The sequence below is a fragment of the Polaromonas potterensis genome (assembly GCF_033446725.1).
Lineage (GTDB): Bacteria > Pseudomonadota > Gammaproteobacteria > Burkholderiales > Burkholderiaceae_C > Polaromonas.
This window is the reverse complement of sequence record NZ_JAWQLX010000001.1, coordinates 586,140-604,963: the sequence shown is the minus strand read 5'-3', so window position 1 is coordinate 604,963 and position 18,824 is coordinate 586,140. Positions and strand designations below refer to the sequence as shown.

The 18,824-nt window shown below is 62.6% G+C and carries 16 protein-coding genes; 3 read left to right on the top strand and 13 right to left on the bottom strand.

The features are described 5' to 3' along the window. Positions 1 to 14: 14 nt before the first annotated feature. The 3 genes from R6254_RS02880 to R6254_RS02870 all read right to left on the bottom strand — a co-directional run bounded on the left by R6254_RS02880 (position 15) and on the right by R6254_RS02870 (position 2,840). Entirely contained in the window at positions 15 to 761 is a 747-nt protein-coding gene (locus R6254_RS02880; RefSeq protein ID WP_318404253.1) for an SDR family NAD(P)-dependent oxidoreductase, read from the bottom strand. Further along, the gene (locus tag R6254_RS02875; protein ID WP_318404252.1) at positions 758 to 1,783 is read right to left on the bottom strand and encodes a 4-hydroxythreonine-4-phosphate dehydrogenase PdxA; all 1,026 of its coding nucleotides are present in this window, start codon (positions 1,781 to 1,783) and stop codon (positions 758 to 760) included. Before R6254_RS02875 ends, R6254_RS02880 begins: the two co-directional genes overlap by 4 nt. Positions 1,784 to 1,856: 73 nt before the next feature. Then, entirely contained in the window at positions 1,857 to 2,840 is a 984-nt protein-coding gene (locus R6254_RS02870) for a Bug family tripartite tricarboxylate transporter substrate binding protein (protein WP_318404251.1), read from the bottom strand. A 109-nt stretch (positions 2,841 to 2,949) separates the two neighbouring features. Here R6254_RS02870 and R6254_RS02865 point away from each other — a divergent pair, with 109 nt between their 5' ends. Continuing rightward, a complete protein-coding gene (locus R6254_RS02865) occupies positions 2,950 to 3,903 on the top strand; it encodes a LysR family transcriptional regulator (RefSeq protein WP_318404250.1) in 954 nt (317 codons plus the stop codon). 101 nt (positions 3,904 to 4,004) lie between these two features. Here R6254_RS02865 and R6254_RS02860 read toward each other — a convergent pair whose 3' ends face one another. Then, entirely contained in the window at positions 4,005 to 4,946 is a 942-nt protein-coding gene (locus tag R6254_RS02860; RefSeq protein WP_318404249.1) for a LysR family transcriptional regulator, read from the bottom strand. A 109-nt stretch (positions 4,947 to 5,055) separates the two neighbouring features. Between R6254_RS02860 and R6254_RS02855 the strand changes: the two genes are divergently transcribed. Continuing rightward, the gene (locus R6254_RS02855; RefSeq protein ID WP_318404247.1) at positions 5,056 to 6,048 is read left to right on the top strand and encodes a Bug family tripartite tricarboxylate transporter substrate binding protein; all 993 of its coding nucleotides are present in this window, start codon (positions 5,056 to 5,058) and stop codon (positions 6,046 to 6,048) included. Positions 6,049 to 6,059: 11 nt separating this feature from the next. After that, on the top strand, positions 6,060 to 7,274 hold the full coding sequence (locus R6254_RS02850; RefSeq protein ID WP_318404246.1) for an amidohydrolase: 1,215 nt from the start codon (positions 6,060 to 6,062) through the stop codon (positions 7,272 to 7,274). A 792-nt stretch (positions 7,275 to 8,066) separates the two neighbouring features. Here R6254_RS02850 and R6254_RS02845 read toward each other — a convergent pair. The 9 genes from R6254_RS02845 to lptA all read right to left on the bottom strand — a co-directional run bounded on the left by R6254_RS02845 (position 8,067) and on the right by lptA (position 18,713). Next, on the bottom strand, positions 8,067 to 9,053 hold the full coding sequence (locus tag R6254_RS02845) for a Bug family tripartite tricarboxylate transporter substrate binding protein (RefSeq protein ID WP_318404245.1): 987 nt from the start codon (positions 9,051 to 9,053) through the stop codon (positions 8,067 to 8,069). Positions 9,054 to 9,086: 33 nt separating this feature from the next. Next, a complete protein-coding gene (locus R6254_RS02840) occupies positions 9,087 to 10,307 on the bottom strand; it encodes an acyl-CoA dehydrogenase family protein (RefSeq protein WP_318404244.1) in 1,221 nt (406 codons plus the stop codon). Between the two features lie 11 nt (positions 10,308 to 10,318). Further along, complete coding sequence (locus R6254_RS02835) at positions 10,319 to 11,890, bottom strand: AMP-binding protein (protein WP_318404242.1); 1,572 nt, start codon at positions 11,888 to 11,890, stop codon at positions 10,319 to 10,321. Positions 11,891 to 12,014: 124 nt separating this feature from the next. Then, complete coding sequence (locus tag R6254_RS02830) at positions 12,015 to 12,998, bottom strand: LysR family transcriptional regulator (protein ID WP_318404240.1); 984 nt, start codon at positions 12,996 to 12,998, stop codon at positions 12,015 to 12,017. Positions 12,999 to 13,645: 647 nt separating this feature from the next. Beyond that, on the bottom strand, positions 13,646 to 14,086 hold the full coding sequence (locus R6254_RS02825; RefSeq protein ID WP_318404239.1) for a putative toxin-antitoxin system toxin component, PIN family: 441 nt from the start codon (positions 14,084 to 14,086) through the stop codon (positions 13,646 to 13,648). A gap of 11 nt (positions 14,087 to 14,097) precedes the next feature. Next, positions 14,098 to 15,465 carry a THUMP domain-containing class I SAM-dependent RNA methyltransferase gene (locus R6254_RS02820; protein WP_318404237.1) on the bottom strand — a complete coding sequence of 456 codons (1,368 nt, stop codon included), beginning with the start codon at positions 15,463 to 15,465 and terminating at the stop codon, positions 14,098 to 14,100. 157 nt (positions 15,466 to 15,622) lie between these two features. Beyond that, positions 15,623 to 17,158 (bottom strand): RNA polymerase factor sigma-54, encoded by a 1,536-nt coding sequence (locus R6254_RS02815; protein ID WP_318404235.1) that lies wholly within the window; start codon positions 17,156 to 17,158, stop codon positions 15,623 to 15,625. Positions 17,159 to 17,305: 147 nt separating this feature from the next. Further along, positions 17,306 to 18,073, bottom strand: coding sequence for an LPS export ABC transporter ATP-binding protein (lptB, locus tag R6254_RS02810; protein WP_318404233.1), 768 nt, complete (start codon positions 18,071 to 18,073; stop codon positions 17,306 to 17,308). A 10-nt stretch (positions 18,074 to 18,083) separates the two neighbouring features. Further along, positions 18,084 to 18,713: a lipopolysaccharide transport periplasmic protein LptA gene (lptA, locus tag R6254_RS02805; RefSeq protein WP_318404356.1), complete on the bottom strand. Its 630-nt coding sequence runs from the start codon at positions 18,711 to 18,713 to the stop codon at positions 18,084 to 18,086. Between the last annotated feature and the right edge of the window lie 111 nt (positions 18,714 to 18,824).

Sequence of the window (18,824 nt, the reverse complement as noted above, 5' to 3'; positions counted from 1 at the left end):
TTCGGTGAATGGCGTCAGTAAGTGGCTCGTCCGCCGGACAGGTCGAACACAGCACCGGTGGAAAACGAACATTCCCGCGTGCACAGCCAGCCCACCAGGGCGGCGACCTCGTCAATCGTCCCGAAACGCCCCATGGGAATCTTGGAGCGCATGTAGTCGATGTGTGTTTGCGCCATCTGCGCGAACAAGGGGGTTTCCACCGCAGCCGGTGCCACGCAGTTCACCACCACGCCTTGCTGGGCCAACTCCTTGCCCAGTGTTTTGGTCAGGGCGATCACGCCGGCCTTGGATGCGCTGTAGGCGCAGGCATTCGGGTTGCCCTCTTTGCCGGCCACCGAGGCAATGTTCACGATGCGACCGTAGCCCTGGGCCAACATGCCCGGCAACACCGCCTGGCAACACAGGAACAGGCCGGTGAGGTTGACCTGCATCACCCGCGACCAGTCGTCGAGCGGGTAGTCCACCACGGGGGCGTTCGGGCCGGTCAGCCCGGCGCTGTTGACCAGGATATCAATGGCCCCGCCCACCACCGCCGTGCGTTGCGCGGCCTCGCGCGCCGCGGTGGGCTCGGCGATGTCGACAATTTCTGCACGCGCCTGGTCGCCGAGTTCGGCAACAGCGCGCCGCAGGCCGGCCTCGTCGCGGTCCCACAAGGTGACCTGCGCGCCACTGGCGATCAGCCGGCGCGCAATGCCCAGCCCGATGCCGGAGGCGCCGCCGGTGACCACCGCATGTTGTCCCTGCAAATCCAGTTGGTTCATGCGGCCGCTTTCTGCGCTGGCCGGCTGGCGGCGGCCATCCGTGCGCACAAATTGAAGGCCTGCTGCAGGCCCTCAATATTGGCAATGCCCTTGCCGGCAATATCAAAGGCGCTGCCGCTGGCCGAGGTGGCCACCGGCACCGGCAGGCCGCCGTGCAAGGTGACGCCATGGTCAAAGCCCATGAGTTTCATGGCGATCTGGCCCTGGTCGTGGAACATGGACACCACCGCGTCGAAGTCGCCGCGGCGCGCCGCGATAAACACCGTGTCAGGTGAATACGGGCCGCGTGCGTCCAGCCCCAGCGCCTGCGCCTGCAACACCGCGGGGGCAATCACTTCGATCTCTTCCATGCCAATGGAGCCGCCGTCGCCGGCATGCGGGTTCAGGCCCGACACCGCGATGCGGGGCTTGGCGATGCCGGCCTGGCGCAACGCGGCATCGACAATTTTCACGGCCTCACACACGCCTTCACGTGTGATCAGGTCCGCCACTTCGCGAATCGGCACATGCGAGGTCACGCGCGAGGTCCAGAGGTTTTGGGTGATGTTGAACTCGCAGACAAAACCGGCGACCTTGAAACTCTCCTGCATGTGGCGCAGCTCGTCTTCCTCGGTCAGCCCGCCCAGGCGCAGCGAATGTTTGTTCAGCGGCGCAAACAGAATGCCGTCGCAAACACCGCGCTTGACCGCGGCCAGCGCCGTTTCCATGGCCAGGAAGGAAGCGCGGCCGGCTTCGACCGTGCATTCGCCCAGCGGTGGCGACTGGCCATTCAGCCAGTTTTGCGCCAGCACGGTCACGCGGCCGGGTTCAAACCGGACCTGCGCCAGGTCAGTGACCACCAGGGTATCCAGCGTGACGCCGGCAATACGCTGGGCATCGGCCAGCATCACCGGGTCGGTGATCAGCAGCAGATTGGCCGCGTCGCGATTTTCCTTGCGCGCCAGCAACTTGACGGCCATTTCGGGGCCGACACCGGCGGGATCTCCCAGGAGGACGGCGAGGCTGGGGCGTGGGAGGGTCATGGGAACTTCCTTGGTGGGTTCTTGGGATGGAAAAAAAGAAACGTCCGGGCGTTGCGGCGCCCGGGCCGGGGACTTATTCGGCCTTGATGTTGGCGGCCTTGACCAGCTTGCCGTAACGCTCGTAATCGTTTTGGTTGAGCTTGGCGAACTGCTCGACGGACAGCAGTTCGATCTCGCCGCCCAGGGACTTGATACGGGTCTGGACCTCGGGCGATTGCAAGGTGCTCAGCAGTTGTTCACTCAGGCGAGCCACCACGGCCGGCGGTGTGCCGCGGGTGGTGAACAAGCCGTACCAGGTCGTGACGTCGGCGCCGCTGATGCCTTGTTCGGCCAAGGTGGCGACATTGGGCAACTCGGGCGTGCGTTTGGGCGCGCTGACGGCCAGGGCGCGCAGCTTGCCGCCCTTGATTTGCGCCATGGCCGAGGAGGTGGTGTCAAACATCATGTCGACCTGGCCGCCAATGATGTCGATATGTGCTTGTGAGCTGCCTTTGTAAGGCACGTGGATGGCCTGGGTGCCGGTCGCCAGGTTGAAGGCCGCGCCACCGATGTGCTGGGTGCTGCCCAGCCCCGACGAGCCGTATTTGGCGTCGCCGGGCTTGGCCTGCATCATGGCCAGCAAGTCCTTGACGTTGTTGTAGGGCGAGGTACTGGACACCACCAGCACGTTGGGCATGACAGCCACCATGCCAATCGGTTGCAAATCCTTGATCGGATCGAACTTCAGCTTGAGCAGGTGCGGCGCAATCGCCTGGCCGGTGTTGGTGGCCAGCAGCAGGGTCAGGCCGTCGGGCTCGGCCCGGGCGGTGATTTCAGCCGCAATGGTGTTGGACGCGCCGGGGCGGTTTTCCACGATGAAGGACTGTTTCATGTCGCGGCCAAACTTCTCGGCCAGCACACGCGCCAGGATGTCGGTGCCGCCGCCCGGCGAGGCGCCGACCATGATACGCACCGGTTTGGCCGGGTAGGCCTGCGCGGCGGCCGTGCCGGGCAGGACCAGTGAACTCAGGGCCAGTGCGCAAGCTGGCGCGAAACGAAAAAAGGAAGCGGGCTTCATCGGTTTGTCTCCTGTTGTTGTGCGGTCAAAGCGGAGACTACCGAGAAAAGACATTCCAATCCAATCGAATCTCATCAATAATTCATACACTTTTGTATATGGATGAGACATGACGGCGGTTTCCGACCTTTCCCTGCTGCTGCGCCTGCGCACCCGCCAGTTGGCCTTGCTCAGCCTGCTGGACACCGAGCGCAACCTGGGCCGGGCCGCGGCCGCGCTCAACATCAGCCAGCCGGCCGCCAGCAAGCTGCTGCAACAGGCCGAAGAAACCTTTGGCGTGCCGCTGTTTGAACGCCTGGCACGTGGCATGGCGCCCACACCGCATGGGGAAATCCTGATCCGTTATGCACGCGGCCTGTTCACCGACTTTGGTTTTGTGCGCGAAGAAATGGTGGCCCTCAGCTCCGGCCTGCGCGGGGCGCTGCGTATAGGCAGCGTGCCCGGCGCCGTGCCCGAGTTGCTGGCGCCCACCTTGAACGAATACAAACGCCGCCACCCCCAGGTGGCCGTGGCCGTGACGGTGGACACCAGCAACGTCATGATCACCCAGCTGGCCCGGGGCGAGGTTGACTTGGTGCTGGGACGCCTGACCGAGGGGCACGGCGAGGGGGATTACACCCTGGTGCCCTTGTTGCAGGAGGCGCTGGTGGTGGTGGTGGGCCACACCCACCCGCTGACCCAGCGCGCCAACGTGACCTTCAGCGACCTGACCGCCCTGCCCTGGATATTGCAGCCACCGGGCTCGCCGCAACGCCTGCGTTTTGACGCGGCCCTGCGCGAAGCCGGCATCCACACACGCCTGAACATCACTGAAACCTCCTCGACCATCGTCACCACGGCCATGCTGGAGATTTCCGACATGGTGGCGGTGATGCCGGCCTCGCTGGCCGACCACTACGGCCGGCTCGGCGTCTTGCACGCCTTGCCGCTGGACATGCCGATACGCGTGCCGCCGATTTACCTGATCACGCGGCAGGACCGCCCGCTGTCGCCGGCGGCCGCACGTTTTGCCGCGCAGATACGCAGCCAGGCCGGCACCGCAGCCGGCCCGGCGGCGCGGTGACAACACTCGCTGCAACCATTCGCTATGAATTAGATAGCTGCTTGCGCCCGACCGATATGGGCTGGAGGCCTATTTCTTATAAGACCTCAAGCTAGCAAGCGCTATGCGGAGTCGCCCCGCAACTCCTGCACAAAGGTCGCCACCAGCGGGTTGTCGCTGCCTGGCCCCAGCAGGGCGCCCAGGCCTTCAAAATCGCCGCCCACCTCGAAGGCCAGCCGCGTCACCAGGCCCCATTCACAAAACGGCGCGATCAGGTTGCCCGGCACCAGCGACAGCAGCGGTTCACGGCGCAACAATTCCAGCAGCAGCGGCACCGAGGTGCCGGAGATCGGGTGTAGCCGGGGCGGCTCGGCAAAAGACGAAAACATGGCGTCGAACAGGCTGCGCACACCCTTGCCTTCGGTCGGCAGCAGCCAGCGCGCGGCGCACAAGTCCTCCAGCGTGAGGCCGGCCTGCCCGGCCAGCGGGTGGCGGGGGCCGGCCACCACCCAGGGCGTGTCGCCGACCAGGGGCACAAAGCGGCAGGCGCTGGGCACGGCGGCTGGCTGACGGCACAGCGCCAGGTCCAGCCGCCCGGAGCTGACTTCGGGCAGCAGGTGTTCGCCCCGATCCTCCTGCACCTCGATACGCAGGCTGGGGTAACGGCTGCTCAGTTCCGGCAAGCGCCGGCACAACAGCCCGGTGACGGCCGCCGGGATGGCGCCCACACGCAACACGCCGCTGGCGCCTTCCTGCAAGGCATGCAAGGTGTCGGCCGAGGCACGCAGCGCGTCCATGGCGCTTTTGGCGATGGGGATCAGCGAGCGCCCAGCCAGGGTCAGGCGCATGCCGCGCGCGTGGCGCTCAAACAAGGCCATGCCCAGCAGACGTTCGATGTCACTCAAGGCCTGGGTGGCGGCCGGCTGGCTCAGGCCGACTTGCTCGGCCGCGCGTTTGGTGCTGCCAAATTCGGCAATCGCAACCAACAGCTGCAAGTGCCGCAGCCGCCCCTTGGCGATCAGGCGGGCATACAAGACCGAGGCGGCGGGCGGGGAAGGCGTCATGCTGAGCTATCTGGTTTACGGATAGCTCACAGCATAAATCTATTTGTTCTCAATGCCTGCACTCCCCATAATCAAGGCCTCTCTTTCTCTTTTGCCCCCTCCACTTACCATGCAAATTTCAAGACGCACTCTGGCTGCCGCGCTTCCGGTCCTGTTGCTGGCCGCGACGGCTTCGACCTCGACACTGGCGCAAGCCGATTACCCGCAGCGCCCGATCAAACTGATCGTGCCCTTCGCGCCCGGAGGCTCGACCGACATCGTGGCCCGGCTGGTGGCCGACAAGATGCGCACGACTTTGGGCCAGTCCGTGGTGGTGGACAACCGCGCGGGTGTCGGCGGCATGATTGGCACCGAGGTGGTGGCCCGGGCCGAGCCCGACGGTTACACCATTGGCATCGGCACCGTCAGCACCCTGACGGTCAACCCGCTGCTGCTCAAGGCCAACCGGGTGGACCCGCTGAAAGACCTGGCACCCATCACCGCGCTGGCGGCCGTGCCTTCCGTGTTTGCCGTGAACCCCGCCTTCGGCCCACGCAATTTCAAGGACGTGGTGGCCGAAATCCGCAGCAAGCCGGACCAGTACAACATGGGTTCCTCGGGCCCGGGCTCCATCAGCCACCTGCTGATCGAAGCCATGAATACCGACCTGAAGTTCAAGCTGCGCCACATCCCCTACCGCGGCATGGGCCCGGCCATCACGGCCGCGCTGTCCGGGGAAACCCAGGTCTACAGCGACCAGTACCCCTCGGCCGCGCCACACATCAAGTCCGGCAAGATGGTGGCCTTCGCCGTGGGCGCCAACCAGCGCCTGGCCGATCTGCCCGAGGTGCCGACCTTCAAGGAACTCGGTTATGCCGACCTCAACACCCTGGCCATGACCTGGTTCGGTCTGGTGGTGCCGGCCAAGACCCCGGCCGCGATCCAGGCCAAGCTGCACAAGGCCGCGACGGAAGCGCTGCGCGACCCGGCCTTGCTGGCGCGTCTGAAAGAGCTGGGCGTGGACCCCGTGGGCAACTCCCCGGAGGCGTTTCGCAAGCAGATTGTTGACGGCCTGGCGCTGAATACCCGCATCATCAAAGCCGCCAACATCAGCGCGGAATAAAAAAGCCACGCATGAACAAAGCCGTAGATTTTTCCAGCCTGATCGCCGCGCCCGAAGGCGTCGAGGCGCAGTCACTGCAGCAACACACGCAAGTGGTGGCCTGGCGCCGCCACATGCATCGCAACCCCGAGTTGTCCTTCCAGGAAGTCAACACCTCCGACTACCTGGAAGCCAAGCTCAAAGCGATTCCCGGCCTGGAGGTCTCGCGCCCCACCGCCACCAGCTTGCTGGCGCGCCTGGTCGGCGGCCTGCCCGGCCGCACGCTGGCGATGCGGGCTGACATCGACGCCCTGCCCATCCAGGACCAGAAAGGCTGTGACTACGCCTCGCAAAACCCCAACGTGATGCACGCCTGTGGCCACGACGGCCATGCGGCCATGTTGCTGGGCGCGGCACAGCTCCTGGGCCGGCTGCAAAGTCAGGTGCCGGGCGAGGTGCGTTTTTTCTTTCAGCACGCCGAAGAACAACACCCGGGCGGAGCCCAGCAAATGGTGGATGCCGGCGTGATGCAGGGTGTGGACCAGGTGATCTCCGCGCATGTCATGTCCACCCTGGACACCGGCAAGATCGCGGTGCTGGACGGCCCGGCGCTGGCCAGTTCCGACCGCTTCAAGCTGCGCATTTTTGGCAAGGGCGGGCACGCCGCCAACCCTGACCGCTGTGTGGACCCGATCGTGATCGGCGCGCAAGTGGTGAGCAGCTTGCAGACCGTGGTCTCGCGCAACATCGACCCGCATGACGCCGTGATCATCTCCGTCACCAAGTTCGACGGCGGCAGCGCCTTCAACGTGATCCCCGACAGCGTGGAGCTCTGGGGTTCGGTGCGTTGTTTCAACGACAGCGTGCGCCAGCACCTGCCCGACATGATTGAGCGGGTGGCGCAAGGCGTGGCCGCCACCTATGGCGGGCGCTGCGAGCTGGAGTACATCCGCGGTTACGGCGCGGTGGTGAACGATCCGGTGGTGGCCGGCCAGTTGCGCGGCGTGGTGGAACAACACCTGCCCTCGGCCCAGCTCGAAGCCATCCGGCCCCTGCCCAACAGCGAGGACTTCAGCGCCTTTTTGCAACACGCGCCCGGTGCGTATGTGTTTATCGGCGCACGCAGCGCGGCCAAGGGCATCGAGCACCCGCACCACCATCCGCGTTTTGACTTTGACGAAGATGCCTTACTGCATGGGGTGCAGCTGTTTGTACACGCGCCGTTTGCGTTGAACCCGTTGGCCTGAGCGGTTTCTGCTGCTTGTAGATGCGGGGAATCATTGCCCATCATTCCGATGGGTAATGAGCACTTTGCTGATCTTTAGGGCTGGATATCGGCTTCGGGCTCGCTCCAGTCCTTCGAGGAAAGCCAACCAATGACCGCTCAGCAGCGGATCCGGCTGCTCGCCAACAAATATCGAACGCACGGTTTCGGCACCTTTGCGGCCAATGCCAGACGCGACTGGTTGCGGCATCAACGGCCGATCGCAAGATACTGCTGACAAGCCATTCGCTGAAACCCGGTGACGGAATCTCGAACACAGCCGACCTCGAGTGCCGAATTCACGCCCCCAACCCGAAACGGTAGCAGCGAACTGTGAAGAGCAGTCGTTCAATGTCCGAGGTTAGGGGTGTATATGCGACCCACATCAATAAATCCCGGGGCCCCGAAATACCCACGAACGATTGCAGCGTGAAAGCGAGGCCCGGTCCCGGCAAACTGCGCTTGCACCCGAGTCCGCGGCAAAGCCTGCGCCAGGCATGCAGCGCACAGCCCACCCGCCACCGAGTTGCTCCGTACCAAGAAAGCCAATCAGCGAAGTGGCGTTCCCGCCTTCATCAAGGCGGGCTATGGTGTGGCGCCAGATTTTGCGTGGCCGATGTATATGTTCGCCATGCCGAATATGCTCACATTGCTCTGTGCTGAAGCGCACAGGCTACCTTGAGAATACATTCCTGTAGGCCGAGATCAGTTCATCCAGCCCCCCATGGCTTCGCGCCTGGAGGGTGGTGTGGGCGTGGTGTCCCGCTGTACGGGTTTACAGCGGTGAGAGCTGCGCCTTCTTCATCATGGCCTCGGTGAGCTCGATCTCTTTCACGAATCCCCGGACATAGTCCTGCGAGCTTGCGGAGGGTCTGACATTGCCGCCGTTCGCCTCAAGCATCGAGCGCAAGGCGGGTTGGCTGAGGGCTTGCTCAAATGCGGACTGAATCCGGGCCACGACGGTACTGGGTGTGGCTGCAGGCACTGATACGCCCCCCCAGGAGGTGAGCTCAACACCACGCACCCCAAGTTCGGCCAGCGTGGGCACATCGGGTAGCAGCGGATTGCGTATCGGTCCTGCGACCGCTAGAGCCTTGAGCTTGCCGGACTTGATCTGGGGATACGCTACAGTAAAGATGGGCATACCAAAGTCCACCTGGCTGCCCAGCACCGCATTAACCAGCTCCGATGCCCCTTTATAAGGAACGTGGGTGGCATCGACCTTCATGGCGCTGGACAGAAGCTCAACGCCCAGATGTGACGGTGTGCCAACCCCTCCCGATGCGTAGTTGAGCTTGCCCGGTTGGGCGCGCATTCTGGCACCCAGCTCTTCGAGACTGGAGATTCCGGAATTAGGTTGCACAATCAATACGATGTCGGAGGTCGTCAACCGCATGATGTGGTGAAAATCTTTGAGTGCATCGTACCCAGGCTCCTTGTACATGCGCATGTTCGCAGCCATAGGAGCCGCAGAGTAGACCCATGTATAGCCATCTGGCGCGGCCTTGGCCGCCAGGCGCGCACCGAGATTCCCCCCCACGCCGCCCTTGTTGTCGATAATCACCGGTTGCCCGAGTAGTGGCGAGACCGCTTCAGCCAGCATACGTGCCGTGAGGTCAGGGCCGGTACCAGCCAGGTAAGGAAGCACCCATTTGATCGGTCGGCTGGGCCATTTGTCTGCGGCCAAAGCGGACCCGGCGGTGGGCAGCAGGGCAGCAGCCAGGGTACAGCCAAGTAGTCTGCGGCGTTGCAAATCAATCATTGTGTGTCTCCTTCATTTTTTTGTGGAATACCGTTAATGCAATTCGCCGAGTAGCTCGCGCGCAATGGTATTGCGCTGAATTTCGCTGGTCCCCGTCAACACGCGGTACATGCGTAGCATGCGAAACAGAAATTCAACCCGGCGCCCCTGCACGATGCCTTCGCCACCATGAATCTGTACCGCTTTGTCGGCAACACGGAATGCGGCCTCGGAACAAAAGAGCTTGGCCATTGAGGCCTCCGCCCGCGCCTCCGCACCGGCATCAATTTGCTGTGCGGTAACGATCATGAGCGAACGTGCGGCGGCCAAGTCTGTCGCCATGTCGGCCAGCATGTGCTGGATGGCTTGAAACTGGCCGATGGCGCGACCAAACTGGTGGCGCTGGATGGCATAGTCGCGAGCATCACGCAGTGCCACGGTTGCCAGGCCCACCATAGATGGGCAGTGGAGCAAGCGGTTCACGGTGATGCGCCCCAGGGCCAGGGCCAATCCGCGTCCCGGCTCACCAATTATGTTGGCCGCGGGCACACGGCAGTTCTCCAGCACGATGTCTCCAGTATGAGATTGGCCAGCCATGGTCTTATAGCCCGACTCCACCCGTACACCGGGCTGCGCGAGGTCGACAAAAAACGCCGATACCTCCCGCTTCTGCGGATCACTGGAGGTTGATGCCATCAGCACAGCAAAGTCGGCAAAAGGTGAGCCCGAAATGAACCGCTTGCGGCCGGTGATCACGTAGCCATCTCCTTCACGCACCGCTTTGGTCTGCACCGCGCCGGCGTCGGAGCCGGCTTCGACTTCGGTGAGGGCAAAACAGATGGCCTTTTCGGCCTGCGCCACGGGCAGGATGAAATTTTCCATCTGATAGGGCGTTGCCTTGCGCGCCAATGCGCCAACGCGCGGAGGCCCGCTGAGTTCGCCAAAGATGTGCGGTGCCAGCGGCGATCCGCTGGCATAGATCGCCTCCTTGACCAATACATGGTCGAGCACCGAGAGGCCTAGTCCGCCCATCTGTGCTGGCAGTGTCATGCCATAGAAACCCAGCGCATGTGAGCGACGCCAGACATGCTGCAGCGTTGCACGGTCCGGGCTGCGCTCGTGGTCAATACCTTTCTCACGGACCAGCGCAGCGAGTTCGCCGTGCAGGTAGTCATTGATCTGCGCAATCAGTGTGGCGGCCGCCTCTGAGCCTTCAAAGGGGACTTTGAAGAGCGCCTCTGGACGGTTCTCGATTCCATTGGATGTTTGATTCATGTCATGCTTCCTCAATTGACCATACGGCTGCGATCAGCCCAATAGGGGGTCTGAATAGCCTTTCGTGCTACCTTGCCGTTGGGGTTCTTCAGCAACGTGGGAACAAACTCGATGTGGCGTGGCAGCTTGAAGCCCGCGAGGCGTCCGGCACAAAAAGCGCCCAACACTTCACCAGTGGCCAAGCTGCCCGGCTTGAGTACCACGTGTGCGGCAACCGCTTCGCCCCACTTATCGTCGGGGATGGCGAAGACGCAGGCTTCTGCCACAGCTTCGTGCTGGTAGAGCACAGCCTCCACTTCCGAGGGATAAACGTTGAAGCCACCGCTGATGACCATGTCTTTCTTGCGGTCCACGACGTAGACGTAGCCGTCGTCGTCCATCCGCGCCAGGTCACCGGTGTGGTAGCGGCCATCTTTTAACACCTCTGCCGTCAGTTCTGGTGCGCGCCAGTACCCCGGGAAAACGTCGGGGCCACTGACTACGATCTCGCCAATGTCGCCTATGCCAACAGGCTGGCCGGCATCGTCCACGATCTCAACATTCGACTCCAAATAAGCGCGACCGCACGAGGCCAAGCGTTCGGGCCTAGCCGCGCGGGCAAACACGTGGTCTTCCGCGGTCAAGCCACATACTCCTGATGTTGTCTCCCCTGCTCCGTAGCCCTGCGAAAGGATAGGGCCGAACACGTCCATGGCACGCAGGATGCGGGCTGGCGCCATGGGTGCTGCACCGTAGCCCAAGCGTTGCAGATCAGGCAAAGGACGGTATTGGTTGCCGACCTCGGCGAGCAACATATTGATCATGGTGGGCACCATGAAAGTATGCGTCACACGGTCGACTTTCATATCAACCATGAAGCGCCCTGGATCGAAGCTGTTGAATAAGCGGATCGTCGCGCCGCTGCACAGCGCAGGCACGATCTGCATACCTGATGCATGTGTGATCGGCCCCACCAAGCCAAGCACGTGACCGGTTTGCATGCCCTCGGAACGCATCAAAAACTTGCGCAACTGTGCGAGTCGATTGCCAAAAGTCTGCATCGCTGCCTTGAGCACACCCGAAGAACCGGATGTGTAGTGCAACACCGCCACCTCATCGGCTGTCACCCTTGCGGGGCTGAAGGCATCGCTGGCCTGTGCCAGCACGGCTTCGTAGGACGTGGCGGCATCGGCCGAGTCATCAAGCAGCAGCAGGCGCGGCGCTTCACCCTTGAGATGCTGCCGGAAGGCTTCTGCACGATCGGCCGTTGTCACGATCAGGGTAGCCCCGCTGTTGGCCACAATGTCGCCCACTTCCGTGGGTGACAGACGGGCATTAAACGGTGCTTTGACCAGTGCCGCCTTGTAGCAGGCCAGCTCAATTTCAATCACTTCAATGCAGTTGGGTAGATAGATTCCGACTCGGTCACCGCGCTGCAACCCCGAGCCGATCAGGGCATTTGCGAGGCGATTGGAGCGGCGATCCAGTTCAGCGTAGGTGATGCTGCGCGCCGGGCTCTTCACGGCGATCTGGTTGCCGAAGGCGCGCGTGCCGCGAGAAACAAGTTCACCGACGTTGGCGATCCAGGGGGTAGGCTGACTCACGTAATCTCCTTTGTGTGTGACACGTTCTGCATGTCACTACACCCGACTGTTCCAGAATTGGAGCGATCAAGGAAATACTGTTTGGTGATGCTGCGCCATCAATAGATTTGATAGCCACTTTCGTTTAAATGCCCGTCCTGGGCAGGAGCAGATCCGCTACCCAATAGCCGCCCCGGATCAGACGGGTCACCTCCTGCTCCAGTGCATCAATTACCACACGTGCTGCCGGAGTGGGCGTACGGTCAGCCGATGTAGCCAAGTGGTAGCTGCGCTGAAGGTCCGGGCGAACCACCCGGGCAATGATCCAGTTCTCTGCAAGGGGCGGGGGGTCAGTCAGTGCGCAAGCGGGTGTGAAAGTGAAACCGGCACCACATAGGAAGAGCGAGCGGATGACACGTACCGAGTCATGCTCATGCGCCACGTTCAAAGCTACGTTCAACGAGGCGGCCGCATCTTCCACACTCTGGCGGATCGAGAATCGCCGCGATTGCAGCAATAAGGGCAACTGCGCAGCCTGCTTGAAGTAGATCTCCGGCCATGCGGATTTGCGGCCTTGCCGCGCAGGGCGCAGCAGCGCCGAGACCACTCCTTCGGCATCATGCCCGCAGATATACATGGACTCGCTTGCCAACGGTTGGCAGTGCAGCCCGTCAACCTGCGGCGTATTGACCAGGATACCCACGTCGGCGCGGCGGTCCAGCATCGCCTTCTTCACTACCAGGCTCAGGTCATCAAGCACAAACACACGGATGCGTGGATGTGTTTTCTTCAGCATGGCCAGCACCGGGCCCAGCAACAGTGATGCCAGCAGGAAAGGAGCAGCCACCGTGACAGAGCCCTCCGGGCCCTGAGGCAGGCGCTGTATACGCTCACGCACCGCATCGGCGTCAGACAGCAGGCGGCGCGCATCTTCGTACAGCTGAACCCCCGCAGGTGTGGGCGTCACTCCTATGTGAGAGCGCTCAAAAAGCTGAGTACCCAACTCCGCTTCGAGCTTCTTGATTTGTGCTGTGAGCGCCGGCTGGGCGATATACAGAGAGCCCGCTGCGCGCGAGAGGCTGCCCGCTTCCAACACCGCGATGAAATAACGAAGAGTGCGTAAATCCATAGTGCGCTCATTGTCGCCAACGGCCCAACGATATGGGGGAGAACTTACCTGGATGGCAATAGGCATTGCCTTGCACCTACCTGCCCGCGTCCACCACACCGCGTTTGGGGAATTGACGTGCCGCCTAAAAACGGCTGACTCCCTAGTCTTGCAGACATCGATTCAGTCGCTGCATATTTCTGTTTTTCGTGAAAAAGCAACTCAATCGGACGCGATCACCAAGTTTTATGGATTACTGACACCTAGAAAATTCCTCCAGTTCAGCAGGCATATTTCCGCACAGTAGCCAACCAGTAAGTCCGCTTGTGGCCTGATGCACCCGACCAAGTCCGACGCATCCCGCGGTAGAACAGACCAGTCGCCTCCCGACTCCGAACGTCCGATTCCCGCCACTGCGGTCATTCGGCGGCCGAGCTTGGGTGGCCGCAAACAGCCTGAAGCAGTCGGCTAAGAAAAAGTGTTGAACGGCTGCTCCTGGCCGATCGTCCCCATTCAGCCCAGGCTCGCCATGGACGTCATCCCGCGGGGTCGGTTCGATGTTTCAGGGGTCAGTGCCAACATCTTATATAGAGCGGGTCACCCATTCCCGACACAGAGGGTCAAGCAGATCTGAATACGCACGGATGCTGCCTTGGACAGCGCCAGCTTCAGGTTGCTACTGTTTTGATAGCTGCTTGCGCCCGCACATCCAAGGCTAGAAGCCGTTTTCGCATACAAAGCACGGCCTGATCCTTGCTCAGCAGCCAGGCTTTGTGCGCCACCGCCAGGTCAATGAAGATCTGGTCGTCGGCGTCGGTGCAGGTCACCGGTGCCTTGTCGCCGGCCGCCACCCGGTGGCTATGGGTATCGAAGGCCAACAAGACCGTGGCATCGGCCAGGCCGTCACGCGCCATGCGTTTGGCGATTTGCGGGTAACCCAGCACACGCTGCAGCTCGACCCGCATGGCGTCGGTGGCCAGCCATTGCAAGTGGCCGGCCAGCACCGCACTTTTCAGCGCCTGCGCCGCCAGGTCGCCAAACACAAACAGGTCCAGCACGATGTTGGTGTCCAGCACCACGCGGTCGCCAGCCTGGGCGGGGGTGTCCATGGGCACGGACATCAGGACGTGGCGGCTGGTTTTTTCTCGCGTGCGGAGCCGGCCACCATGTCAAAACGGAACAAGCGGCATTCGATCGGGCCGTTCCACATCGGCACACGGCGCGATTCTTTCAGGCGCATTTTTTGCGGCAGCTTCATGTCGGGCGTGAGCACATGGGCAGTCCAGCCGGCGTAGTTTTTCTTCCAGTGACTGGCCAGTTGTGGAAAGAAATCCGAGGCTTCTTCGCCGCTGGCGGTCTGCGCCTGCTCGCGGCCCGGATTGGCGCTGCGGTCGCGCCGCGGGCCATCCTCGGAATTCGCACGCTCGTCCTGCGGCAGAGGCTGGCCGAACTCGTCGATGCTCTGGCCCTGGAACTGCGTGTTACGGCGCTGGTCGCGCCCCTGCACCGACGGGATGCCGGCCACACCGGCCACATCAATCCGTTCGCCATAAGGCGGGTTCACCAGCATCACACCGGACGGCGCAGGCGGCATACGTTGCAGAGCGTCACCACCACGCAGTTGTATGGCGCTGGCCACACCCGCACGTTCGGCATTGCGCTCGGCAAAGTCGACCATGCGGAAAGACACATCGCTGCCGAAGATGGGCGCGGTGGGTTCGGTGATGGCGGCTTCGGCCTGGTCGAGCAAGCCTTCCCAGACATGCGGCTGGAAAGGCACAAATTTTTCAAACGCAAAACGCCGGCCCATGCCGGCGGCGATGTTGCGGGCGATCTGCGCCGCTTCAATCACGATGGTGCCGGAGCCGCAGCACGGGTCGTACAGCGGCACGCCCTGTTTGCAAAGCCCCTCCTCGCCGCTCCAGCCGCTGGCAGCCAGCATGGCGGCGGCCAGGGTTTCCTTCAGCGGGGCATCGCCCTTGTCTTCGCGCCAGCCGCGTTTGAACAGCGGCTCGCCCGAGGTGTCGATGTAGAGGGTCACGGTGTCTATGGTCAGGTGCACGTACACACGCACATCGGGCCAGCGGGTGTCGACATCGGGGCGCACATCGTATTTGTCGCGGAAGCGGTCGGCGATGGCGTCCTTGATCTTGAGCGCGGCAAAGTTCAGGCTGGTCAACGGGCTGTGTTGCGCCGTGACCTCGATCTTGAAGGTCTGTTTGGGCGTGAACCAGATTTCCCAGGCCACGGCGGCGGCGGCGTTGTAGAGGTCTTGTTCGCTGCGGTACTGGTTGTGCTGCAGCTCGATCAGCACACGCTGGCTCAGACGGCTGTGCAGGTTGAGCTGCAGCGCGTCGCGCCAGGAGCCGGCCACCTGCACGCCGGCGCGCCAGGCCTTGCCCTGGGTGCCGGTGATACGTTTGACCTCGGCGGCCAGCAGTTCCTCGACACCTGCGGCGCAAGGTAAAAATAGTTGAAGTTGGTTCATATGTGGGGCCTCTAGGGATTTCTAGAAATTCGGTTATCGGGATGCAGGGCAAGGCGTGCGGCGCGCAGGACACCGGAATGCACTTCGGTGCATGAGGATTCCGAGCACCGCGCAACGCGGCCAAGCGCCCGAGAACCGGATTTATAGAAATCCCCCGTTATAGGGATTTTCGCAGGTTCGCCGGTGCGATGCGCAAAGCCTCGCGGTACTTGGCCACGGTGCGGCGTGCGCATTCGATGCCCTGCTCCTTGAGCATTTCGGAAATCTGGTTGTCGCTGAGCGGTTTGGTCAGGCTCTCTGAGGCGACAAACTGCTTGATCAGCGCCCGCACCGCCGTGCTGGAGGCATTGCCGCCGGTTTCCGTGCCCAGCGCCGAACCAAAAAAATACTTCAGCTCGAAGGTGCCAAACGGCGTGTTCATGTATTTGGCCGTGGTCACGCGCGAGATGGTGGACTCGTGCAGGCCCAACTCGTCGGCGATTTCGCGCAACACCAGCGGACGCATGGCGAGTTCGCCATGGGTGAAGAAGTTTTTCTGCCGCTCGACAATCGCGCTGCTGACCCGCAGGATGGTGTCAAAACGCTGCTGGATGTTTTTGATGAACCAGCGCGCCTCCTGCAGGCGCTGCTGCAGGGCCTGGCCGTTCTGGCCCCGGTTCTGCTTGAGCGCATTGGCATAAATGTCGTGCACCCGCAGGCGCGGCATCACGTCGCTGTTGAGCGAAACCTTGAAGCCGCGGCCGGACTTGACCACGATCACATCGGGCACGATGAGGTTGCGCTCGACGTTGACAAAACGCCGGCCCGGCTTGGGGTCCAGCCGGCCTATCAGTGCAATCGCGGCCTTGATCACGGTGTCGGGAAAACCGCACAGCTGCGACAGACGCTTGACGTCGCGTCGAGCCAGCAACTCCATGGGTTGCTGGCACATGGCGATGGCGGCGCGGGTTTCGTCGGAGTTTTTGCACTCCAGCAGTTGCAGGCCCAGGCACTCGGCCAGGTTGCGCGCGCCCACGCCGGCCGGCTCCATGTGTTGCAACAGCTTCAGGGCCACGGTGAACTCGTGCACCATCGCTTCGACTTGTTCCAGGTCGTCCCCGGCCAGACCCGCGGCCAACTCGGCCAGGCTGTCTTCCAGGTACCCGTCGTCGTTGAGCGATTCGATAAGAAAATGCAGCGCCGCCCGGCCTTCGGGCATCAGGCGCAGGGACAGCGCCTGGCGGTGTAAATGGTCTTGCAGCGATTCATGGCTGCGCGCCAGATCGGCGGCATCGACCTCGCTGTCGTCGTTGTTGTTTTTGCGCGGCGCGGCGTCGCCGCCCCACTCGTTGTCGTCGGGCGCGGTGTCGACACTGCCGTCGCCGTCCCAGCTTTCCTCAAGTTTGGCCTCGCTGCTGGGTTCAGCCTCATTTTGGCTTGTAGCCCCCGCGCCATCTGCGCTGACAGCTATGGAATCCGTAGCAGATTCAAACTCACGGGTTTCCTGGCTGACCGGCGTGTCGGCCTGGACCAGGCCAAAGTCTTCGCGCGGCGCGGCTTCTTCGGAGACTTCAAGAAAAGGATTTTCGTCGAGCATCTGCTCGACTTCCTGGCTCAGCTCCAGGGTAGACAGTTGCAGCAGGCGAATCGATTGCTGCAACTGGGGCGTCAGCGCCAGATGCTGCGAAACGCGTAGGGACAGGCCTTGTTTCACGACATCCCTAAGTGCGCGACAAAGCGGGTTGGGATGTATGAACCAAGCGGGGGCCGCGCAACCGGCTTTGCCGGGGCGCAGGCGCCGCCCCCTGCAGGGGGGAGGGAGCTACACGCAGTGAGCGACAAAGGGGGGGAGCCAAAGTGATCACATCTTGAAATGTTCGCCCAGGTAAACCCGGCGCACATCGGCATTGTTCACAATTTCAGAAGGGGTGCCCGTGGCCAGCACGTGGCCATCACTGATGATGCAGGCATGGTCGCAAATGCCCAGGGTTTCACGCACGTTGTGGTCGGTGATCAACACGCCGATGCCGCGGGACTTCAGGAAACCGATGATGCGCTGGATCTCGATCACGGCAATCGGATCGATACCGGCAAAAGGTTCGTCCAGCAAGATAAAACGCGGCTGCGTGGCCAGCGCCCGGGCGATCTCGACACGGCGCCGCTCGCCGCCCGACAGGGCAGGCGCGGGTGAATCACGCAGGTGGTCGACGCGCAAATCCTGCAGCAAGGCGTCCAGGCGTTCGTTGATGGCCTTGGCGCTCAGCGGCTTGCCGGCTTCGTCGGCCTGCAGCTCCAGCACGGCGCGCACATTCTGCTCGACCGTGAGTTTTCGGAAAATCGAGGCTTCCTGCGGCAGATAACTCAGGCCCAGGCGCGAACGCTTGTGGATGGGCATGTGTTCGATGGACTCGCCGTCGATGGTGATCTCGCCGGCGTCGGCGCGCACCAGCCCCACGATCATGTAAAACGACGTTGTTTTGCCGGCGCCGTTGGGGCCTAACAGACCCACAACTTCGCCTTTTTGCACCGTCAGCGAAACATCCCGCACCACCTTGCGGCTGCCGTAGGACTTTTGCAGGCCGGTGGCCACCAGGCGGCTGATGGGCGCGGTTTCCGGAGACACATTCATGGCGTCGGTGTTATTTTTTGTCATTGCCCAGCGTGGTACTGGGCCGCAGAACAGGCGCCGACCCGGAGGGCGCCGCCGGGGCGCCGGGGGCGCCCGCTGCGGGGGCCTGGTTGCGCGGCGCCAGCAGGGCGCGAATCCGGCCCGAGGGGTTGCTGGCCGTGCGGGCTTTCTCGCCGCTGTCGACGGTGAACACGTCGGTCGGGTTGTCGTAAACAATCAGGTTGCCGTGGGTTTCGTCAGCCAGGGTCGCGCCTATGTAGCGACGCAACACGGCCTGGCGGATGAACTTGACGGTGTCGGCGCGGCTGTCGTATTCGATACGTTCGCCTTCACCTTCAATGTATTCGTCGACCAGGTCGCGCTTCTTGCGATAAAACGCCAGCTTGCCGGGCGCCGCGACCACGATGGCGCGCTGGTAACCCTCGGCGTCCTGGATCACATCGACCTGCGCACCCCGGATGATGATGGTGCCCTTGGTGATCACCACGTTGCCGGTGAACACACTGGTTTGATTGAGGTCGTCATGACGCAGGGCGTCGGCCTCGGCGTTCATGGGCTGGTCGCGATCGGCCTTTTCAGCCGCAACCGGAAAGACCGCCAGGGTGGCGGCCAGCATCAGTACACAGGCGGGGTAGTTCATAAAGGCACGAATCTTGCTGCTTTGGTGGTGTTGCTTCATTGTAGCCATGGCACTCCCCGGAATTGGCAAGGTGCATAAAAAACCCGCCGGATCAGGGCGGGTGAGGCGAAA

Excerpts from the sequence above, each read along its gene's own strand:
- R6254_RS02880 (WP_318404253.1), bottom strand. The coding sequence starts at position 761 with ATGAACCAACTGGATTTGCAGGGACAACATGCGGTGGTCACCGGCGGC.
- R6254_RS02875 (WP_318404252.1), bottom strand. The coding sequence starts at position 1,783 with ATGACCCTCCCACGCCCCAGCCTCGCCGTCCTCCTGGGAGATCCCGCC.
- R6254_RS02870 (WP_318404251.1), bottom strand. The coding sequence starts at position 2,840 with ATGAAGCCCGCTTCCTTTTTTCGTTTCGCGCCAGCTTGCGCACTGGCC.
- R6254_RS02865 (WP_318404250.1), top strand. The coding sequence starts at position 2,950 with ATGACGGCGGTTTCCGACCTTTCCCTGCTGCTGCGCCTGCGCACCCGC.
- R6254_RS02860 (WP_318404249.1), bottom strand. The coding sequence starts at position 4,946 with ATGACGCCTTCCCCGCCCGCCGCCTCGGTCTTGTATGCCCGCCTGATC.
- R6254_RS02855 (WP_318404247.1), top strand. The coding sequence starts at position 5,056 with ATGCAAATTTCAAGACGCACTCTGGCTGCCGCGCTTCCGGTCCTGTTG.
- R6254_RS02850 (WP_318404246.1), top strand. The coding sequence starts at position 6,060 with ATGAACAAAGCCGTAGATTTTTCCAGCCTGATCGCCGCGCCCGAAGGC.
- R6254_RS02845 (WP_318404245.1), bottom strand. The coding sequence starts at position 9,053 with ATGATTGATTTGCAACGCCGCAGACTACTTGGCTGTACCCTGGCTGCT.
- R6254_RS02840 (WP_318404244.1), bottom strand. The coding sequence starts at position 10,307 with ATGAATCAAACATCCAATGGAATCGAGAACCGTCCAGAGGCGCTCTTC.
- R6254_RS02830 (WP_318404240.1), bottom strand. The coding sequence starts at position 12,998 with ATGGATTTACGCACTCTTCGTTATTTCATCGCGGTGTTGGAAGCGGGC.
- R6254_RS02825 (WP_318404239.1), bottom strand. The coding sequence starts at position 14,086 with ATGGACACCCCCGCCCAGGCTGGCGACCGCGTGGTGCTGGACACCAAC.
- R6254_RS02820 (WP_318404237.1), bottom strand. The coding sequence starts at position 15,465 with ATGAACCAACTTCAACTATTTTTACCTTGCGCCGCAGGTGTCGAGGAA.
- lptB (WP_318404233.1), bottom strand. The coding sequence starts at position 18,073 with ATGAATGTGTCTCCGGAAACCGCGCCCATCAGCCGCCTGGTGGCCACC.
- lptA (WP_318404356.1), bottom strand. The coding sequence starts at position 18,713 with ATGAACTACCCCGCCTGTGTACTGATGCTGGCCGCCACCCTGGCGGTC.